The sequence below is a fragment of the Amycolatopsis sp. NPDC059021 genome (assembly GCF_042739895.1).
Classification (GTDB): domain Bacteria; phylum Actinomycetota; class Actinomycetes; order Mycobacteriales; family Pseudonocardiaceae; genus Amycolatopsis.
This window is the reverse complement of record NZ_JBHYIQ010000048.1, coordinates 42346-60935: the sequence shown is the minus strand read 5'-3', so window position 1 is coordinate 60935 and position 18590 is coordinate 42346. Positions and strand designations below refer to the sequence as shown.

The 18590-nt window shown below is 70.6% G+C and carries 18 protein-coding genes; 10 read left to right on the top strand and 8 right to left on the bottom strand.

The annotated features are described in order from the left end of the window. Positions 1 to 8: 8 nt before the first annotated feature. On the bottom strand, positions 9 to 989 hold the full coding sequence (locus ACFWX1_RS26520; protein ID WP_378391689.1) for a GlxA family transcriptional regulator: 981 nt from the start codon (positions 987 to 989) through the stop codon (positions 9 to 11). Between the two features lie 145 nt (positions 990 to 1134). On the opposite strand from ACFWX1_RS26520, the gene ACFWX1_RS26515 reads away from it, so the two are divergent. Next, entirely contained in the window at positions 1135 to 1725 is a 591-nt protein-coding gene (locus tag ACFWX1_RS26515) for a cysteine hydrolase family protein (RefSeq protein WP_378391687.1), read from the top strand. Positions 1726 to 2022: 297 nt separating this feature from the next. Here ACFWX1_RS26515 and ACFWX1_RS26510 read toward each other — a convergent pair whose 3' ends face one another. From ACFWX1_RS26510 to ACFWX1_RS26500, 3 genes are all read right to left on the bottom strand, one after another. Further along, the gene (locus ACFWX1_RS26510; protein WP_378391686.1) at positions 2023 to 2529 is read right to left on the bottom strand and encodes a hypothetical protein; all 507 of its coding nucleotides are present in this window, start codon (positions 2527 to 2529) and stop codon (positions 2023 to 2025) included. A gap of 166 nt (positions 2530 to 2695) precedes the next feature. After that, a complete protein-coding gene (ychF, locus tag ACFWX1_RS26505) occupies positions 2696 to 3778 on the bottom strand; it encodes a redox-regulated ATPase YchF (protein ID WP_378391684.1) in 1083 nt (360 codons plus the stop codon). Further along, a complete protein-coding gene (locus ACFWX1_RS26500; protein WP_378391682.1) occupies positions 3775 to 4689 on the bottom strand; it encodes a polysaccharide deacetylase in 915 nt (304 codons plus the stop codon). The genes ychF and ACFWX1_RS26500 overlap by 4 nt, the downstream gene beginning before the upstream one ends. Before the next feature lie 83 nt (positions 4690 to 4772). On the opposite strand from ACFWX1_RS26500, the gene ACFWX1_RS26495 reads away from it, so the two are divergent. Together ACFWX1_RS26495 and ACFWX1_RS26490 are read left to right on the top strand one after the other, a co-directional pair. Beyond that, positions 4773 to 6293 carry an AlkA N-terminal domain-containing protein gene (locus ACFWX1_RS26495; protein ID WP_378391680.1) on the top strand — a complete coding sequence of 507 codons (1521 nt, stop codon included), beginning with the start codon at positions 4773 to 4775 and terminating at the stop codon, positions 6291 to 6293. 52 nt (positions 6294 to 6345) lie between these two features. After that, complete coding sequence (locus tag ACFWX1_RS26490; protein WP_378391678.1) at positions 6346 to 6846, top strand: methylated-DNA--[protein]-cysteine S-methyltransferase; 501 nt, start codon at positions 6346 to 6348, stop codon at positions 6844 to 6846. A 29-nt stretch (positions 6847 to 6875) separates the two neighbouring features. On the opposite strand, the gene ACFWX1_RS26485 is transcribed toward ACFWX1_RS26490, so the two are convergent. The 3 genes from ACFWX1_RS26485 to ACFWX1_RS26475 are packed head-to-tail and all read right to left on the bottom strand — an operon-like array spanning position 6876 to position 11263. Next, complete coding sequence (locus ACFWX1_RS26485) at positions 6876 to 7130, bottom strand: DUF1737 domain-containing protein (protein WP_378391676.1); 255 nt, start codon at positions 7128 to 7130, stop codon at positions 6876 to 6878. A 21-nt stretch (positions 7131 to 7151) separates the two neighbouring features. Further along, entirely contained in the window at positions 7152 to 10115 is a 2964-nt protein-coding gene (locus ACFWX1_RS26480; protein WP_378391674.1) for an AAA family ATPase, read from the bottom strand. Continuing rightward, positions 10112 to 11263: an exonuclease SbcCD subunit D gene (locus ACFWX1_RS26475; protein ID WP_378391672.1), complete on the bottom strand. Its 1152-nt coding sequence runs from the start codon at positions 11261 to 11263 to the stop codon at positions 10112 to 10114. The genes ACFWX1_RS26480 and ACFWX1_RS26475 overlap by 4 nt, the downstream gene beginning before the upstream one ends. A gap of 317 nt (positions 11264 to 11580) precedes the next feature. On the opposite strand from ACFWX1_RS26475, the gene rmuC reads away from it, so the two are divergent. Both rmuC and ACFWX1_RS26465 read left to right on the top strand, forming a co-directional pair. Beyond that, positions 11581 to 12495 (top strand): DNA recombination protein RmuC, encoded by a 915-nt coding sequence (gene rmuC, locus ACFWX1_RS26470; protein ID WP_378391670.1) that lies wholly within the window; start codon positions 11581 to 11583, stop codon positions 12493 to 12495. A 123-nt stretch (positions 12496 to 12618) separates the two neighbouring features. Then, complete coding sequence (locus tag ACFWX1_RS26465; protein ID WP_378391668.1) at positions 12619 to 13560, top strand: DUF6542 domain-containing protein; 942 nt, start codon at positions 12619 to 12621, stop codon at positions 13558 to 13560. Positions 13561 to 13648: 88 nt separating this feature from the next. Here ACFWX1_RS26465 and ACFWX1_RS26460 read toward each other — a convergent pair whose 3' ends face one another. Then, positions 13649 to 14650, bottom strand: a complete 1002-nt coding sequence (locus tag ACFWX1_RS26460) for a 4-hydroxy-3-methylbut-2-enyl diphosphate reductase (protein ID WP_378391666.1) — start codon at positions 14648 to 14650, stop codon at positions 13649 to 13651. 150 nt (positions 14651 to 14800) lie between these two features. On the opposite strand from ACFWX1_RS26460, the gene ACFWX1_RS26455 reads away from it, so the two are divergent. The 5 genes from ACFWX1_RS26455 (at position 14801) to glpX (ending at position 18566) form a co-directional block, all read left to right on the top strand. Further along, entirely contained in the window at positions 14801 to 15469 is a 669-nt protein-coding gene (locus tag ACFWX1_RS26455) for a lipid droplet-associated protein (protein ID WP_378391664.1), read from the top strand. After that, complete coding sequence (gene xseA, locus ACFWX1_RS26450; RefSeq protein ID WP_378391662.1) at positions 15466 to 16743, top strand: exodeoxyribonuclease VII large subunit; 1278 nt, start codon at positions 15466 to 15468, stop codon at positions 16741 to 16743. The genes ACFWX1_RS26455 and xseA overlap by 4 nt, the downstream gene beginning before the upstream one ends. Further along, the gene (locus tag ACFWX1_RS26445) at positions 16740 to 17180 is read left to right on the top strand and encodes a hypothetical protein (protein WP_378391660.1); all 441 of its coding nucleotides are present in this window, start codon (positions 16740 to 16742) and stop codon (positions 17178 to 17180) included. The genes xseA and ACFWX1_RS26445 overlap by 4 nt, the downstream gene beginning before the upstream one ends. Further along, positions 17177 to 17410: an exodeoxyribonuclease VII small subunit gene (locus ACFWX1_RS26440; protein WP_378329873.1), complete on the top strand. Its 234-nt coding sequence runs from the start codon at positions 17177 to 17179 to the stop codon at positions 17408 to 17410. The genes ACFWX1_RS26445 and ACFWX1_RS26440 overlap by 4 nt, the downstream gene beginning before the upstream one ends. 85 nt (positions 17411 to 17495) lie before the next feature. Further along, complete coding sequence (gene glpX / locus ACFWX1_RS26435; protein WP_378391658.1) at positions 17496 to 18566, top strand: class II fructose-bisphosphatase; 1071 nt, start codon at positions 17496 to 17498, stop codon at positions 18564 to 18566. Positions 18567 to 18590: the final 24 nt, after the last annotated feature.

The window sequence follows — 18590 nt, the reverse complement described above, 5'->3', positions numbered from 1 at the left end:
CACAGCGGCTACCCGATCCGGAACCGCTCCCGGTACTCGCCCGGCGTCGTGTTCAACGTCCGCCGGAACGACCGTGTCATCGTCGAGACGGTGCCGAAACCACAGGCGCCGGCAATGCGCGACAACGTCTCGTCGGTGGTTTCCAGCCTGTGCCGGGCCGCCTCGACCCGGGCGTGCTCGACATAGGCGGCGGGAGTCATCCCCAACTCGGCCTTGAACACACGCGTGATCTGCCGATCCGTGACGTGCGCATGCGCCGCGAGGTCGGCGACCGTCAGCGGCTCCGCGAGGTGAGCGGCGATGTGGTGGCGCAGTTCGTCGACCCGCCGGGTCGCGGACGCCGGCTCGAGCGACACGCTGAACTGGCTCTGCCCACCCGGCCGCCGCAGGAACATCACGAGCTGGCGGGCGACCCGGGAAGCCAGTTCCTGACCGAAGTCGTCGGCCACCAACGCCAGGGCCAGATCGAGACAGGCGCTCAGCCCGGCCCCGGTCCACACGGTGCCGTCGCGGATGAAGATCGGGTCGGCGTCGACAGTGACCTCCGGATGCTCCGCGGCAAGTTGCCGGGCGGTGGACCAATGCGTCGTGGCGCGCTTGCCGTCGAGCAGCCCGGCCGCGGCGAGGATGTGCGCCCCGACGCACACGGACGCCACCCGGCGGGTGCGCTCGGCCAGCAGGCGAACCGTCTCGACCACGGCGGGGTCGCATCGGGCGACGATCTCCCGGCTCTCCCCGACTGTCACCGCCCCCGGCACCACCAGGGTGTCGATCGCCTTTCCGGACAGTTCCCCGAAGGTCACGTCAGGCAGGACGCGCACCCCGGCGAAGGTGGTCACCGGGTCCAGCGTCTCGGCGGCGAGGACCACGCGGTAGCCCGTCGGACGCTCCACTTCCCGCTGGAGCAACGAGAAAACCTCGGCGGGACCGGTCACGTCGAGCAGGTCGATCCGGTCGAACAGGACCACGGCGATGAGTCTCTCAGGCATCTGCCGTTCCGGTCTCTTCATCCCACTCCGCTCCGCCATGTCGGTTTCTGCGCCTTGCGTGTCATTGCCGACATCCTCCCTCGAGTCTAGCTTCGGTTGTGCCTGGTCAGAGGGCAGGCAAAGACGAACGAGAGGACATCCGAACATGGCGAGGACGACGCTGCGGGAGCTGAACGGGTTCGACCAGACCCCGGCGACGCTGGCCGGCTCGACGCTGATCATGGTCGACTACCAGAACACCTACACCCGCGGCGTGATGGAGTTGGAGGGGTGGCGGCCCGCGCTGACCGCTGCCAAGGATCTGCTCACCAAGGCCCGCGCCGCCGGGACGAAGGTGATCCACGTCGTCAACGACGGCGGCGAGGGCACGCCGTACGACGTGCGAGCCGAGATCGGCGGCATCCACCCGGACGTCGCCCCGGCCGAGGGCGAGCCGGTCGTCGTCAAGGGCACGCCGAACGCCTTCGTGAACACCGACCTTGGCGAGCAGGTCGACGCCGCCGGGCACAAGAACGTGGTCATCGCCGGGTTCATGACCAACATGTGCGTCACGTTCACCGCCGAGGGCGCGTTCCTGCGCGGCAATCATCCGACGGTCGTCGCCGACGCCTGCGCCACCCGGCCGTTGACGACGCCGGTCGCCGAAGTGAGCGCCGAGCAGCTGCACAACGGCGCTTTGGCGACCATCACCGACCTGTACGGCGTGGTCGTCCCCAGCGTCTCCGATCTGAAGTAGCCAGAGGATTCGACCCGAGGTCAGGTCGTCATTCCGGGAGCCCCGGCAGGATCACCATCCCGCTGGGGCAACCGCCGTCGGGCTACCTGTCAACAGCGGCGGTAGCGCCGCACCAGATCGCGACTCGTTACCAGTAGCGGAAGACCGAAACCGGTGCGGAGAGTCGCGGTTGACCCTCGCCGGCGAGAACATCTCGAAGGTCAATCCGCTCGACGAGCTGGTACTGGCGAGCTCATCGAGGAGCGAACGGGGAAGGTCGACATGGATACCGTGAGCAGCAGGGTCCACAGAGTCCGGTCACACCTCATAAACGACAACTGGCGCCTGATCGACACGGGTCGGCGTTGAGTAGAAAGTTACCTGCGGCCCATAGGAACCATCGCCGTCGAGCACCTCAAAGGTGAATTCTCGATCCGGAAACCGATCCTTTAACTGCAAGCGCCACAAACGCTCCAACGTCCGAGCCAGCTGAACAAGATCATCATCGTGAGCATCAGCCTCGGAGGAGAGATCCCAGAGAATGAGCAGGTTTCCCTTTTCTTCAACTTTCGATACGTCGCCCGAAAAATGCGCGAACCAATCATCGAGCACTTTACGACCCTTGCCATCAAGCCCCCTGGGCAACTCGGCCCGGAAGATACCGCCGCGATACTCGACGAAATCCGGGACAAAGAGCCACTGCGCAGCAACAACGAAGCTCAAGCCGTCCGGACTGCTATCCAGATAGCTCAGTGGCGTGTAGTCATCGCCATTGACTTCACGCCACTCGTCAAGAAACTCAGGAAATCGCTCGGGTCGAGTCACCAGCTGATCTCACTACTACAGACCGCCTCCAACTCGGCGACGGAGCAGGACGAACAGGCTTGACAACGTCGTCGCCCCTATTCGCGGCCAGAACCGCGCAGCGATGTGCACTATGTGCTGGAAGCCGCCTGCACGCTTCCAGCACGGGTTACGTCCTTTGGCCGAATCAGACGTTGAAGCGGAATTCGACGACGTCGCCGTCGGCCATGACGTAGTCCTTGCCCTCCATGCGGACCTTCCCGGCCGAGCGCGCGGCCGCCATGGAGCCGGCCTCGATCAGGTCCGCGTAGGAGACGACCTCGGCCTTGATGAAGCCGCGCTCGAAGTCGGTGTGGATGACCCCGGCGGCCTGCGGCGCGGTCGCGCCCTGCGGGATGGTCCACGCGCGGGCCTCCTTCGGGCCCGCGGTGAGGTAGGTCTGCAGGCCGAGGGTGTGGAAGCCCGCGCGGGCCAGCGAGTACAGGCCCGGTTCGCTCTGGCCGACGGACTCCAGCAGCTCGCGGACGGACTCCTCGTCGTCCAGCTCCAGCAGCTCGGCCTCGACCTTCGCGTCGAGGAACACGGCGTCGGCCGGGGCGACCAGCTTGGTCAGTTCCTCGCGGCGGGCCTCGTCGGTGAGCACGGCTTCGTCGGCGTTGAAGACGTAGAGGAACGGCTTCGTGGTGAGCAGGCTCAGCTCCCGCAGCGCCTCGAAGTCGACCTCCTTCTGCGCCTGGAACAGGGTCCGCCCGGCGTCGAGGATCTCCTTGGCCTTCTGCGCGTTGTCCAGCGCGGGCTTGTTCTCCTTCTTCGTCCGCGCTTCCTTCTCCAGCCGCGGCAGCGCCTTGTCCAGCGTCTGCAGGTCGGCGAGGATCAGCTCGGTGTTGATCGTCTCGATGTCGCTCGACGGGTCGATCCGGCCGTCGACGTGCACCACGTCCGGGTCGTCGAAGACGCGGATGACCTGGCAGATCGCGTTCGCCTCGCGGATGTTCGCGAGGAACTTGTTCCCGAGCCCCGCGCCCTCGGACGCGCCCTTCACGATGCCCGCGATGTCCACAAAGGACACGACGGCGGGCACGATCTTCTCCGAGCCGAACACTTCGGCGAGCTTGTCCAGCCGCGGGTCGGGCAGCGGGACGACACCGACGTTGGGCTCGATCGTGGCGAACGGGTAGTTCGCGGCGAGCACGTCGTTGCGGGTCAGCGCGTTGAAGAGGGTGGACTTGCCGACGTTGGGCAGGCCGACGATACCGAGGGTAAGGCTCACGACCCCGCAGTGTACGTGGCGCTCTCTCCGCCGCTGCGCCCCAGCACCCAGTCGGCGACTTCCGCGTGCGAGCCGTACCAGACTCCGTCGTGACCTGCGATGTGTTCGACAAGTGCTCGCAGTGCCACGAACCGTGACCGGTGGCCGATCACGTGTGGGGGCATGGTGACCTGGAACACCCCACCCTCGGCGTAGGCCGCGTCGAACTCGTCACGCCAGATCTCGAGGACCTGCCGCGGCGCCATGGCGGGCCGCGTGGGGTCGCGCGGGAAGAACGGCGCGTCGTCCCGGATCCATTCGACCGGGATCTCGACCAGCCCGGTCGGTTCGCCGTCGGCCAGCACCTCGTACGGCTCGTCGTCGGCCATCAGCGAGGAGTCGTAGCGCAGGCCGAGCTCCCGGATCACGTCGAGTGTGTCGGCGCTGAAGTCCCAGGACGGCGTGCGAAGGCCGACCGGCCGCGCGCCCGCCAGCCGCTCCAGCGTGTCCGCGCTGCGCAAGGTCAGCTCACGTTCGACGCCGGGCGGCAGGGCGGTGTTGCGCTCGTGGATCCAGCCGTGCAACGCGACCTCGTGCCCGCCGTCGACGAACGCCGCGATGTCACCGGGATGCAGGAGCGCCGACACCGCCGGGACGAAGAACGTGGCGGTGATGCCGTGCTCGGCCAGCAGCCGCAGCACTCGCGGCACACCGGCCCGGCTGCCGTACTCGCCCTGCGACAACTGACAGGGACTGAATTCCTTGTCCCGCAACGGAATCGTCTCGTGATCGGAGTCGAAGGACAGGGCCACCGCGACCTTGGCCCCGCCGGGCCAGTGCTCGGGCACCAGCCGCCTGCCCGCGCGCACCCGGCCCACCTGGCCACGCCACTCCGGTTCGTCCCACTCCCATGGATGCCCGGCGATCGTCATACCGCCACAGTATCCCCGCGCCCGCGAACGTCCCGTCGGATTTCCGCCAGTCACGCGCCTGACCTGCTGGCATCATTGGAGTCATGACCCAGCGAACCACCACCGTGTCGATCAGGACGCCGACGCCTGAGGCGATCTGGCGCGACACCGAGCGCTGCTACCGGGTGGTGGCCGCCCGCGATTCCCGCTTCGACGGCCAGTTCATCATGGCCGTGCGCACGACCGGCATCTACTGCCGTCCGTCGTGCCCGGCGCTGACGCCGAAGGCGAAGAACGTCAGCTTCTACCCGACGTCCGCGGCCGCGCAGGCGAACGGCTACCGCGCGTGCCGCCGGTGCCTGCCCGACGCCGTGCCCGGGTCGCCGGACTGGAACATCCGCGCCGATCTCGCCGCACGGGCGATGCGGCTGATCTCGGACGGCACGGTCGAACGCGAGGGCGTCCCCGGCCTGGCGCGACGGCTCGGCTACTCGGAACGGCAGCTCGGCCGGGTGCTCACCGCCGAACTCGGCGCCGGGCCGCTGGCACTGGCCCGTGCCCACCGCGCGCACTCCGCGCGGCTGCTCATCGAGATGTCCGAACTGCCGCTGACCGACGTCGCCTTCGCCGCCGGGTTCTCCAGCGTCCGCCAGTTCAACGAGACCATCCGCGAAGTGTTCGCGACGACGCCTTCGCAGCTTCGCGCTGCCAGCCTGCGTCGCGGCCGTCAGGACACCGAGGGGCTCAGCGGTGCCACGCGGCTGAGCCTGCGCCTGCCGTTCCGTCCCCCGTTCGACGCGGACGGCATCCTGCGATTCCTGGCCGATCGCGCGATTCCCGGTGTCGAGCACGTCGTGAGCGACGACAACGGCATCACCGGCTACGGCCGCACACTGCGGCTCGCGCACGGGAGCGGCACGGTGTGGCTGAGCCCGCGGCCGGATCACGTGCGCTGCGAACTGCGCCTGACCGACCTGCGTGATCTGAGCAGTGCGGTCAGCCGCGTCCGCAGGCTGCTCGACCTGGACGCCGACCCCGAGGCGGTCACCCGGGTGCTGGGCGCCGACCCGGCACTCGCCCCGCTCGTGGCCGCGGTGCCCGGGATGCGGGTCCCTGGCGCGGTCGACGGGGATGAGCTGGTCATCCGCGCCATGCTCGGGCAGCAGGTCTCGGTCGCCGCCGCGCGGACGGCGGCGGGTTCGCTCGCGGACGCGCTCGGCGAGCCGGTGCCCGGCGGGGACGCCCCGCTGGAGCGGCTCTTCCCGACGGCCGCCCGCGTCGCCGCCGAAGGCACGGACATCCTGCGCGGGCCGAAGCAGCGTATCGAGGCGATCACCTCGGTAGCGGCCGCGCTCGCCGAAGGCACCCTCGACGTGCACATCGGCCGTGAGTCCGAGGAACTGCGCGACGAGTTGCTCGCCTGCCCCGGCGTCGGGCCGTGGACTGCCGGCTACGTGCTGATGCGCGTACTCGGCGCGCCCGACGTGCTTCTGGCGGGCGACCTGGCGCTGCGGCGCGGCGCGGAAGCGCTCGGCATCGACGTCGCCACGCTCGCGGAACGGGCCCGGGGCTGGCAGCCGTGGTGTTCCTACGCCGGTATGTACTTGTGGCGAGCCGATCTCTGATTCGTCCCGCCTGATTCACCTGATTCTGTTTCACCGCCAAGGAGAAGTTTTCGTGAGCATCGCGTATTGGTCCACTGTGGACACCAAGGCCGGGCCGTTCAGCGCGGTCGTGGCCGGGGACGGGGCCGTCCTCGCCTCCGGCTGGACCGGCGACGTCGCCGAGCTGACGCCGCTGATCTCACCGTCGCTGGCTCCCGGTGAGCTGACCGAACGGCGCGACCTCGGCCCCGTCACCACCGCGATCCGCCGCTACCACGCCGGGGAACTGGACGCGGTCGACGGCATCGAGGTCCGGCAGCGTTCGGGCGCCTTCCGCCAGCACGCCTGGGACGTGCTGCGGACGGTGCCCGCCGGGCAGCCGGTCAGCTACGCCGGCTACGCGGAACTGACCGGGAACCCGGCCGCGATCCGGGCGGCCGCCTCGGCCTGCGCACGCAACGCCGCCGCGTTGTTCGTACCGTGCCACCGCGTCGTGAAGACCGGCGGAGCGATCGGCAACTTCCGCTGGGGCGTGGACACCAAGCGCTGGCTGCTCGACCACGAAGCCGCCTGACGACGGAGCGGGGTCGCTGGCTCGACCGGTTAGTCGCCGCTCTTGAGCTCGTCTTCCATCGCCTCGAGTTCGTGCGCGACCGCCGCCTGCACCGGGGTGCTCTCCGGCCCCTGCCACACCACGGCCTGCGCGACGATCACCTGGTTGCCGTCGTGCGTGGCCGCCGGTGAACCGTGGAGCATGTATCCGGCGTCCAGCGCTTCGCTGACCCTGCGGCAGAAGTGCGCGTCGTCAGGTCCCGTGAGCAGCCGATAGCGCGGCTCACCGTTCGGTGGCTGAGTCATGCCTCCATTTTGGCCTGATCTTCAGCAGGCGACCACCTCCAGCGTCGAACCCGCCCGTGCCTTCCGGACCCGGAGCCGGGTCGGGATGCGCTGGCGCAGCTCCTCGACGTGCGAAACCAGGCCGACCACCCGGCCGCCCGCGCGGAGCTCGTCGAGGATGTTCATCACGATGTCGAGGGTTTCGGAGTCGAGCGTCCCGAACCCCTCGTCGACGAACAACGTGTCGAGCAGCGCGCCCCCGGTCTCGGCGGCCACGACGTCGGCGAGGCCGAGGGCGAGCGCCAGCGAGGCGAGGAACGATTCGCCGCCGGACAACGTCTTCGCCGGGCGGACCGAGCCCGAGTAGTCGTCGAGCACGTCGAGCCCGAGCCCGCCCCGCGTGCCGCGCGCGCCGACCGCGTCCGAATGCACGAAGGAGTACCGGCCCTGGCTCATCGTCCGCAGCCGGGCCGTCGCGGCGATCGCGACCTCCTCCAGCTTGGCCGCGAGGATGTAGGACCGCAGCGACATCTTCCGGCTGTTCTGCCCGCGGCCGTTGACCACTTCGGCCAGTGCCTTCAGCTCGGCGTACTCCTCTTCGACCGGCGCCAGCTCGGCCAGCGCGGCCTTCATCCGGCCTGCCAGGCGGGTCAGCTCGCCGTGCTGCTCGATCACCGCCCGCAGCGTCGCGAACGCCGACTCGGCCGTGGCCCGGGTCTGCCGCGCGGCCTCGGCCGCCGACGCGACGTCGATGACGTCATCCGGGGAAACGCCGGACAGCTCGGGCTGCGCGAGCACCTCCCGCGCCCAGGCGGCGGACGCCTCCGCTTCGGCGAGGCCCTGCTCCAGCTTCTTGATCTGTTCCTCGGTGCGGTGCGCGGTGCGTGCCGCGTCCAGGGTCGCGAACCCCTTGGCCTGCAACGCGACCTCGACCATCATGCGTTGTTCGCTCAGCCGCTTGCCCGCTCCCTCGACCGCCGCTTCGGCCTCGGCCAGGGCGTCGAGCGCGCCGGCGAGCGCGAGCAGATGCCGCCGCCGCGCGGTGACGTCGGGGAACTCGCCACGCCCGGCGGCCAGCCGCCGATCGCGTTCGGCGATCCGCTCGTCGAGCGCGCCGACCTCGGCCACCGCGGTGGCCCTCGCCTGCTCGGCCAGCCGCAGCCGTTCGGACTGCTGCTCGGCCTCCCGCTCCAGTACGGTGATTCGCTCGGTGAGCCGGGCTTTGCGGCTCGCCTGTCCGGTCAGCGAGGCGACCTCTTCCCGCGCCTGCGCGAGTTCGGCGGCCACCGACTCGGCGGTCCGCTCGCCCACTCGTTTCCGCAGCTCCTCCAGCCGCGCCTTGGCTTCGTGCAGCGCGGACAACACCCGCTGGCGGAACGCTTCCGCCTGCTGCTCGGCCTCTTCGGCGGCACGCTCCTCCGCCGGGTCGACCAGCGGCGCCTCATGGTTCGCGGGCGCCGGGTGGTCCGCGGATCCGCACACCGGACAAGCCGAACCCTCGGCCAGTCCCGCCGCCAGTTCGGCCGCCATCCCCTCCAGCCGCCGCTCGCGCAGGTCGAGCCGGTGCTGCCGGGCCGCCTGATGCGCGTCGACGACCTCCCGCAGCTTGGCCTCGCCGCGCCCGACCTTCTGTTCAGCCGCGGGCAGCTCCGCGACGTCCTGGGCCACCGCCGTGAGATCCTCGACTCTCGCCTTCGCACTGTCCACAGTGGCCACCGCGGTGGCCGCGACCTGCTCGGCCTCGCGCAGCTCGGCCAGCTTCGCCGGAATTTCGGCCTGCCCGCGGGTCAGCTCCCCGGCCTCGTCGGCCGCCCGTTCCGCGACCTGCTGCCGCTCCGCGCGGCGGGCGACGTCCGCGCGTTGCTGCTCGGCCTCGGCGACCAGTTCGGCGAGCGCACCGGCCTCCTCGCGTACCGTGCCCGCCTTGGTTCGCAGGCCGGTGTGGTCCAGCCCGGCGGCGTCGGATCCCAGCTTCGCGAGATCTCCGCGACGGGCCTCCGCCTTCTCTTCGGCGTCCTCCAGCTCGGCCGTGCGCCGGTCCAGCGCCTCGGCCTCGGGCATCACCCCGGCGGCCCGCCGCGCGGCCGCGATCTCCTCCGCCCATTCCGCGCGCTGGCCCGCCTGCTCCTCGAGCTCGGCCAGCCGGGTGTGAGCCCGCCGGACCTGGCGCACCCGCTCCGCGTCGGCCTCACGCTCCTTGAGCACGGACTCCGCGCGTTCCGCGGCCTTCCGTGCCGTCTCGTGCCCGGCCTTGTGCGACTCGACCCGCTCGGTGACCTCGCGCAGCACGTCGTCGACCCACGCGGCGTGCCCCTCCTCCGGCGGATCCTGCTGTGCCGCCTGCGCGTACCGGGCCACCAGTTCGCGCACCGACTGCTGGCGCTCCTGCAACGCCCGGCCTCGCTCGGCACGCAGATCCGCGAACCAGCGTTCGACGTCGGAGAATCGTTCGGTGCCGAACAACCGCTCCAGCAGCTTCTCGCGCTCGGTGGTGTCCGAACGCAGGAACCGCGCGAACTCGCCCTGTGGCAGCAAAACGACCTGGAAGAACTGGTGCGCCGTCATGCCGAGGAGCCGCTCGACGGTCCGCGCCACCTCCTCGATCCGGATCAGGCCTTCCGGCGGCAACCCGTGCGGCGGGTCACCGATCCAGGTCAGCGACACCTTCGCCTGCTGCGTCGTCGTGCCCTCGCCCCGGCGCTTCGGCCGCTGGTACTCCGGGCTGCGCACGATCCGCAAACGCTGGCCCTGCACGGTCAGTTCGAGCGCGACCTCGGTCAGCTGGTCCGGCTGGGCGAGATCGCACCGCAGCCGTTTGACCTCGCCGCGCGCACCGGGCACCACACCGAACAACGCGAAGGCGATCGCGTCGAGCAGCGTGGTCTTGCCGGCACCGGTTTCCCCGTGCAGCAGGAAGAGGCCGTCGGCACCGAGAACGTCGAAGTCGACCTCCTCGCGCCCCGCGTACGGACCGAACGCCGCGACCTCCAGGCGATGCAGTCTCATTTCGCGATCGCCCCACGATCGGCCGCTTCCAGCGCGGCGAACACCAGCCGCTCCTCCCGCTCGCTCGGCCCCGCGCCCCGGCAGTCCTCGAGGAAGCTGCGGGTGATCTCGATATCGGACCGGCCACGGACGTTTTCCGCGTACTTCAGCGCTTTGCCCGCATGGCCGCCTTCGGGCTCCCAATCCATGTGCACCGCGTACGGGAACCGTTCGCGCAGTTTGCGCATGGCGTCGACCGGACGCACCCTGTCGGTCACCGTCACCGACAGGAAGTGCTCGGTCCATTCGTCGTGCTCCGGGGCCGAAAGCAGTTCCTCCAGCTCGCCTTTCAACGTGCCCAGCGGCCGGGGCACCGGCAGTTCGTGCCTGCGGACCTCGGCGAGGCCGTGCTCGTCGAGATCGACCAGCCACACCGATTTACGTTGCCGTGCCTCGGAAAACGAGTAGGCCAGCGGGCTGCCCGAGTACCGCAGGTGCTCGGCCAGCGTCTGCGGGCCGTGGAGATGGCCGAGCGCCACGTAGTCGACACCGTCGAAGACCGAGCCCGGTACCTGCTCGACCCCGCCGACCGCGATCGGCCGCTCCGATTCGCTCGCCTCGCCACCGGTGACGAACGCGTGCGCGAGCACCACCGACCGTGTCCCGGCGCGCTCGGCGAGATCGGCGCAGACCCGCCGCATCGCCTCGGTGAGCACGCCGGTGTGACCGCGCGCCTCCGGCACTCCGAGCGCGTGCCGGGAGGGTTCCGGCTCCAGGTACGGGATGCCGTAGCAGGCCACCGGGCCGTGTTCGTCGGCCAGCAGCACCGGCTCGGCGATCCCCGCGACCGTGGCTCGCAGGTGCAGCCCGCCCGCCGCGGCGAATTCGGCGAACGCGCCGAGCCGTGGCGCCGAATCGTGGTTTCCCGGTGTGATCACCAGCTGGGCACCGGACGCGCGGATCCGGCCGATCGCCGCAGTGGCGACCCGGACCGCTTCCGCGGACGGCACCGCGCGGTCGTAGATGTCCCCCGCCACGAGCACGGCGTCGACCGCCTCGTCGACCACGAGGTCGGCGAGGTGCCCGAGCACGGCTTGTTGCTCGGCAAGCAGATCGGCCCCGTGGAAGGTGCGGCCGATGTGCCAGTCGGAGGTGTGGAGGAGTCTCACGCGGCCCAAGGTAGGACCTGAGGCCGACAAGAAGGGGGAGGCACGCCGCCTGCTCCACTCGAACGTGTGAGCTACTTCGTCCAGGTCCCCTGGTGAGCGGCCGAATGTCCGAATCGCTTGCTTCGAGCGGCCTTGCCTGGCGTGGCGAACGCCGGGAACCCGGCCGGGACGGACACACTGGCAAGGCGCCGGATTCCCGGCACCGCTACGCAGTGCGACCAGCCGGTTCCGCGTTTTGTCGGTGCCGTCCGCCATGATGGCCCCCTCGCGTTCGGCGGGTGCCGAGCCGGAAGACCCGGAAAGAATGAGGAGGATCGGTGAGCACGGTGATCACCACCGCGGCCGTGGTGCTCGCACTGCTGCTGCTCGTCGCGATCGCCGTGCTGTGGCGGCTGTACAACGACGGCATGCGGCGGGCGGACGCGGCGGCGAAGCTGGTCGCGGCCGAGCGCGCGCGCAGCGATCAGCAGCAGCTGGCGCTGCGGCGCTACGAGGTCGCGTTCGCCTCCATCAGCGGGCGGGGCGAGCTCGGCGAACAGGTACTGGTGGAAACCGCGCGAGCGCTCGGGCTGCGCGAGGAACTGCACTTCACCCTGCAAACCGACCTCGCGGGCGGCGGCGCGGCGAAACCGGACATGGTGCTGCGCGTCGGCGGCGGCCGCACGGTACCGGTGGACGCCAAGGCGAGCATGGCGTGCTGGGCCGAGGCGGTGGAGACCGACGACCCCGAGGAGCGGCTGGACGCGCTGCGCGTGCACGTCCGGCAGCTGCGGTCACGGGCCGCCGAGCTGGCCGGGAAGGGCTACCAGCGCTGGGCGGACGCGATCTACGGCACGATCATGTTCGTCCCGTCGGACGCGGCCGTGGTCGCGGCGCTCGACACCGACCCCGAGCTGCTGCGCTGGCTCATCGACCGCCGGGTGTTCCTGTGCGGGCCGACCGGGTTCGGCGTGCTGGCCTCGGCCGCGCTGTTCGCCGGGAGCGACCGGGCACTGGTGGAGGACGTCGAGCAGGTCCGGGCTGGGGCCGCGGCGGCGCACCGGGCGGCGGGCAACGCGGTCGAAGCTCTTAACCTTTCGGGCACACATCTGCAGCGCTTCATCTCCGCCCGGCGCCGGGAACTGGAGGCATTGGAGAACTTCCGCGCCACGGTCGCGCCACTCACCGACGCGGCAGGCAGTCCCGCGGAAGTCCCGCAGGTCAGGAAGGGGGACGAGCTGGCCGCGAGCTGACACCGGGCACCAGACCAGCCGGCCTCCCGGTACGCACGAGGCGTCACGCCGCCGGGTGGTGAGTCCGCCATGTGCGCGGATGGGTAGCAAGATCTTTACAACTACCGGATACGGTGTTGCCTTGTGACCGCGATACGCGATCGCCAGAGCGATCCAGATGCCGACGACGTACCTGTGCCATGGGACGAGCGTCCGCTCGTGGGGGCGAGGCGAGGCCTCCCCTGGTGGGGGGCGGTACTGGTGTGCCTCGGCCTGGCCGTCGTGAGCGCCTTCGTCGCCAAGAAAGCCACCGGTGACCTGGGCATCCTGTTCCAGGTCTGCTACGTCGTGGGAGCCGTGGCCGCGGTCGTCGTGGTGCAGCGCCGCGCGTTGTTCGGCCCGATGGTGCAGCCGCCGCTGGTGCTGGCCGTGACAGTGCCCGTCGTCGTGCTGCTCACCTCCGGTTCGGAGAACGGCGGCGGCGACATGTTCTCGCGGATCTTCAACATCGGCCAGCCGCTGATCAACAGCTTCCCGGTGATGGCGATCGCCACCGTGCTGACCCTGGCACTCGGCTTCTTCCGGATCTATCGCGAACGCGACCCGAACGCGCCGATCGCCGTCAAGGGCAAGGCCAAACCGGAACGTCGCCGCGGCGACGACGAGGAGCGCCCGCCCTCGCGCGCCGCGGCCGCCGGCCGCCCGCGCCCGCCGGGCTCGAGGACCGGGCAGACACCGCTGCCGCCGGACGCGCGCCGGGGCGCCGGTCGCGACGGCGAACCACCGCGGCGTCCCCGCCCGCCCGTCGAGGGTGGTGGCCGCGCGCCGCGTGGCGGCCGGGAACCGCTCGACCGCGAGCCGGGCACGCGGGCCGCGCGCACTCCGCCGCCAGGAGGTGCCCGGCAGCCGCGTGCTCCGCGGCCCATGGACGGTGAGCCCCCGCGTCGCCGCGAGCCGCGAGGGGGCGAACCACCTCGTCGCCGCATCCCGCGCGAAGATCCTCGCGGTGGGGACGCCCCGCCTCCGCGTCGCACCCAGGGCCGTCCACAGCCCCGGCGCCCGCGGCCGTGGGACGACGAGCGCTGAGTCCTCGGGGGACACCGAGCCCGGAAAACGCATTCAGCCGCAAGGTCTCGTCGGAGACCTTGCGGCTGAATTGTTTCTTCAGCGCCTGTTACAGGGCCTTGCGCAACTCCGGCGGAAGCGCGAACGCGATCTTCTCGTTGGCCGTGGTGACCTCGTCGACGTCGGCCCAGCCGCGTTCGGCGAGCCAGGCCAGCAGGTCCATCACCAGGATGTCGGGCACCGAGGCACCACTGGTGACGCCGACGGTCGTGACGCCTTCGAGCCAGCTCTCGTCGACTTCGCGAGCGAAATCGACGAGGTGCGCGTCGCGGGCACCGGCCTTGAGCGCGACCTCGACCAGCCGCTTGGAGTTCGAGGAGTTCGTCGAACCGACGACCAGCACGAGGTCGCATTCGGCGGCCATCGCCTTGACCGCGACCTGACGGTTCGTGGTGGCGTAACAGATGTCGTCGCTCGGCGGGTCGGCCAAGCCGGGGAAGCGTTCGCGAAGCTGGTCTACGCGCTCCATCGTCTCGTCGACGCTCAACGTCGTCTGGGACAGCCACACAACCTTGGACGGGTCGCGGACCTCGACCTTGTCGACGTCCTCGGCGGTGTCGACGAGCTGCACCTTCTCCGGGGCCTCGCCCGCGGTGCCCTCGACCTCTTCGTGCCCTTCGTGGCCGATCAGCAGGATGTCGTAGTCGTCCTTCGCGAACCGGTTGACCTCCTTGTGCACCTTGGTCACCAAGGGGCACGTGGCGTCGATGGTGCGCAGGTTCCGGTCCGCGGCCTCGGTGTGCACCGCGGGCGAAACGCCGTGCGCGGAGAACACCACGAGCGCGCCCTCGGGCACTTCGGTGGTCTCGTCGACGAAGATCGCGCCGCGCTCGCGCAGCGTCTCCACGACGTGCTTGTTGTGCACGATCTCCTTGCGCACGTACACCGGCGCGCCATACACCTCGAGTGCCTTCTCGACGGCGATGACCGCGCGGTCGACGCCGGCGCAATAACCACGGGGCTTGGCGAGCAGCACTCGCTTGCCGGTCGCGCCGGAGTCACTGATCGTCGGGGTGTCCGCCTGCTCGATTCCGGGACTCGCAGAACTCATGCCCCCAGGGTACGGGCAGCCCCGGGGCCCACTCGAAGTCCCGTTCGAGTGACCCTCGTCCCTCTTCCGGGCTGTGCCCACCGTCACGTCGACATACCGGACCCACCCGTTCGGTTGGGCAGGATGGCGTAGATGCGGCAGGCTAGACGCATGAAGCCTCTCCCGCTCCCCCTCCGGGTCGCCGCGGGCCTCGCCGTCACCACCGCCGAGCGGGTTCGCGAACTCCCGAAGCAGCTCACCGGGCTCCCGGTCACCGTGGTCAGCCAGGTGCTCCAGTTCTCCATGCGTGTCCAGCAGCACGTCACCGAGCTGGCCATCAAGGGCGACGACGCGCTGGCCGGGCTCCGCCCCATCGAGGACACGCCCAGCTGGGCGACCTTCGACGAAGACCTCGAACCGGACCTTCCGCCCGCCCGGCCGACGCTCACGCCGGTCGCGGACGTCCCGGAGCCACGCGCGGAGGTCAACGGTCACCCTGTGTCACCGGCTGACCTCGAAGCGGAGCTCGGCGATCCGTGGGCCGAAGAAGAGCGCGCGCTCGCCGCGGAGCACCTCGACGGCGAGTTCGACAGCACCGGCGAATCGACCGGCTCCGGCCCGGCCGGGCTGTCCAACTACGACCAGCTGACGCTGCCCCAGCTGCGGGCCCGGCTGCGGAAGCTGTCCGTCCCGCAGCTCGAAGAACTGCTCGCCTACGAGCGGGCGAACGCCGACCGGCCCTCGTTCGTCGGAATGCTCGCGCGGCGCATCGGGAACGCGCGCAAGGCCGAGGACGACGGCAACGGCGGCGAAGAAGGGAACGGCACGGAAGGCCGGTGAGCACGGAATCCTCCGCCGCCGCATCGGCGGCTCCCTCGACGAGTGCGGAGCACCCCTGGCCGGTCCGCACGGTCGCACGCAAGATCGGCGACTGGATCCACCGCCTCGGCGCGGTGTGGGTCGAAGGCCAGGTGACCCAGATTTCGGCGCGCCCCGGCACATCGACGGCGTTCCTGACGCTGCGCGATCCGTCCGCGGACGTCTCGATGTCGGTGACCTGCCCGATCGGGCTGTTGCGCTCGATCGACCCGCCGCTGCGCGAAGGCGCGAGCGTGGTGCTGCACGCGAAGCCGTCATTCTTCCTCGGGCGCGGCACATTGAGCTTGCGGGCCAACGAAATCCGCGCGGTGGGCATCGGCGAACTCCTCGCCCGCATCGAACGGCTGCGTAAGCTGCTGGCCGCCGAAGGGTTGTTCTCCTCGGCGCGCAAACGCAGGATTCCCTTTCTGCCGCAAGGGGTCGGCCTCATCACCGGCCGGGCGTCCGCGGCCGAGCGCGACGTGCTCGTCAACGCGCAGGCACGCTGGCCGCATGTGCTGTTCAAGGTCGTCAACACCGCGGTGCAGGGACCGCAGGCGGTCCCGCAGATCATCCGCGCACTCTCCACTTTGGACAGGGACCCGGCGATCGACGTCATCGTGATCGCGCGGGGCGGCGGCAGCGTCGAAGATCTCCTCCCGTTCTCCGACGAGGCGCTGTGCCGCGCGGTGTCGGCCGCCGGCACGCCGGTCGTCAGCGCGATCGGGCACGAGCCGGACACCCCGCTGCTCGACCACGTCGCGGACCTGCGCTGCTCGACGCCCACCGACGCGAGCAAGCGGATCGTCCCGGACGTACGCGAGGAGACCGAGCGGGTGCGGCAGATGCGCGATCGCGGGCGCCGCGCGCTGCACGGCTGGGTCGACACCCAGACGCGGCTGCTGAACCAGCTGCGCAGCCGTCCGTCGCTGGCCGATCCACTAGGCCCGATCGAGCGTCGCGCCGACGACGTCGACGTCCACCGCGAACGCGCGCGCCGCGCGGTGCTCGGCCTGCTCGCGAAGGATCAAGCGGAACTGGCGAGCGCCAGGGCCCGGCTCACCGCGCTCGGCCCGGCCGCGACGCTGGCCCGCGGCTACGCCGTCGTGCAGTTCACCGACGACGAAGGCAACCTCCAGGTACTGCGCTCCGTCTCCGACATCGAGGACGGTGCCCGGCTTCGCATTCGCGTCGGCGACGGAGCGGTGGGTGCCGTCGTCGACAGCTCGCCGCCCGCGGAAGGAGAACGGTCGTGAACCACCGGTCACCGGCGTTTCTCCCGCTGACCGTGGACGCCGCGGCCCGGCTCGACGCGGTACCGCTGCTGCGGCAGGCGATCACGACCGATCAGGCGGCCAGCGCGTGCTGGACGGCGTTGCTGGCGGGATGCGGCACGGCCGCGCGACGCGAGCTGGGCCCGCAGTTGCGCAGGCTGTCCGAGGCGACGTCGATGCAGGTCGGCACCCGATGGTGGTTCGCGGAGGGTACCGGTCACCGGCGCCGCGTCGCGGGCGCGCAGGAGCAGATCGAGGAGGCCATCGCGGACGGTGACGGCCAGGAGTTCGCGCTCGCCTTCGTGGGGTACGACCACGCGATGGCCAGCGCGGTAGTGTGCGCTCACACCGCCGCCGCTGCCGACGCGGAGGCGGCAGGCACCGCGAAACACCGCAGGGTGGGAGATCTTCGAGCGTGAGCGAACCTGGCAGCGAGACCGCCGAACTCGGCTACGAGCAGGCCCGCGACCGGCTGGTCGAGGTCGTGCGCGAGCTCGAGGCGGGTGGCCTGTCCCTGGAGCAATCGCTTGCCTTGTGGGAAAAGGGCGAGGAACTGGCGAAGCTCTGCGAACGGCATCTCGAGGGCGCGCGCGAGCGGATCGAGGCCGCGCTGGCCTCGGTGGAGGACACCGGCGACGACTCCCAGTGACGTTCACCATGCCGCTGGGCGACCGCAGCGGGTTCGCGATCTGAGAGACTGGGCACCCGCCCTGCTCAGAACCCGGGAGGCCCGCATGTCCACCGTCAGCGAGTCCGCCAGCGCCCCGCGCCGTCGCGAAGCGCCCGACCGCAACCTCGCGATGGAGCTGGTCCGAGTAACCGAAGCCGCCGCGATGGCGGCCGGACGCTGGGTGGGCAAAGGAGACAAGATCGGCGGCGACGGCGCCGCGGTCGACGCCATGCGCCAGCTCGTCTCGACCGTCTCGATGCGCGGCGTCGTCGTCATCGGCGAGGGCGAGAAGGACGAAGCGCCGATGCTGTACAACGGCGAGGAGGTCGGCAACGGCGACGGTCCCGCCTGTGACGTCGCGGTCGACCCGATCGACGGCACGACGCTGATGGCCAAGGGCATGCCGAACGCGCTCGCCGTGCTCGCCGTCGCCGAGCGCGGCGCGATGTTCGACCCGTCCGCGGTGTTCTACATGGAGAAGCTGGCCGTCGGCCCGGAGGCCGCGGGCACGATCGACCTGTCCGCGCCGATCGCGGAGAACATCCGCCGGGTCGCGAAGGCGAAGAACAGCAGCAAAAGCGACGTGACCGTGTGCATCCTGGACCGGCCGCGGCACGAGCAGATCATCAAGGAAGTCCGCGAGGCCGGCGCCCGGATCCGCTTCATCTCCGACGGTGACGTCGCGGGCGCGATCGCGGCGGCCCGGCCGACCACCGGTGTCGACATGTTGATCGGGATCGGCGGCACCCCCGAGGGCATCATCGCGGCGGCCGCGATGAAATGCCTCGGCGGCGAGCTGCAGGGTCGGCTGTGGCCGAAGGACGACGCCGAGCGGGAGAAGGCGATCGGCGCGGGGCACGATCTCGACCGGGTGCTCACCACCGACGACCTGGTGCGCGGTGACAACGTGTTCTTCTGCGCGACCGGCGTCACCGACGGCGACCTGCTGCGCGGGGTGCACTACCGGGCGGGCGGCGCGACGACGCAGTCGATCGTCATGCGCTCCAAGTCCGGAACGGTCAGAATGATCGATGGCTACCACCGGCTGAACAAGCTGCGGGCGTACGCCTCGGTCGACTTCGACGGTCACCTCGGCGACTCGCCCGACGCCGACGTCGTACCCCCGCTGCCGTAAGGAGTCCCGGTGACCGAGCTCGAG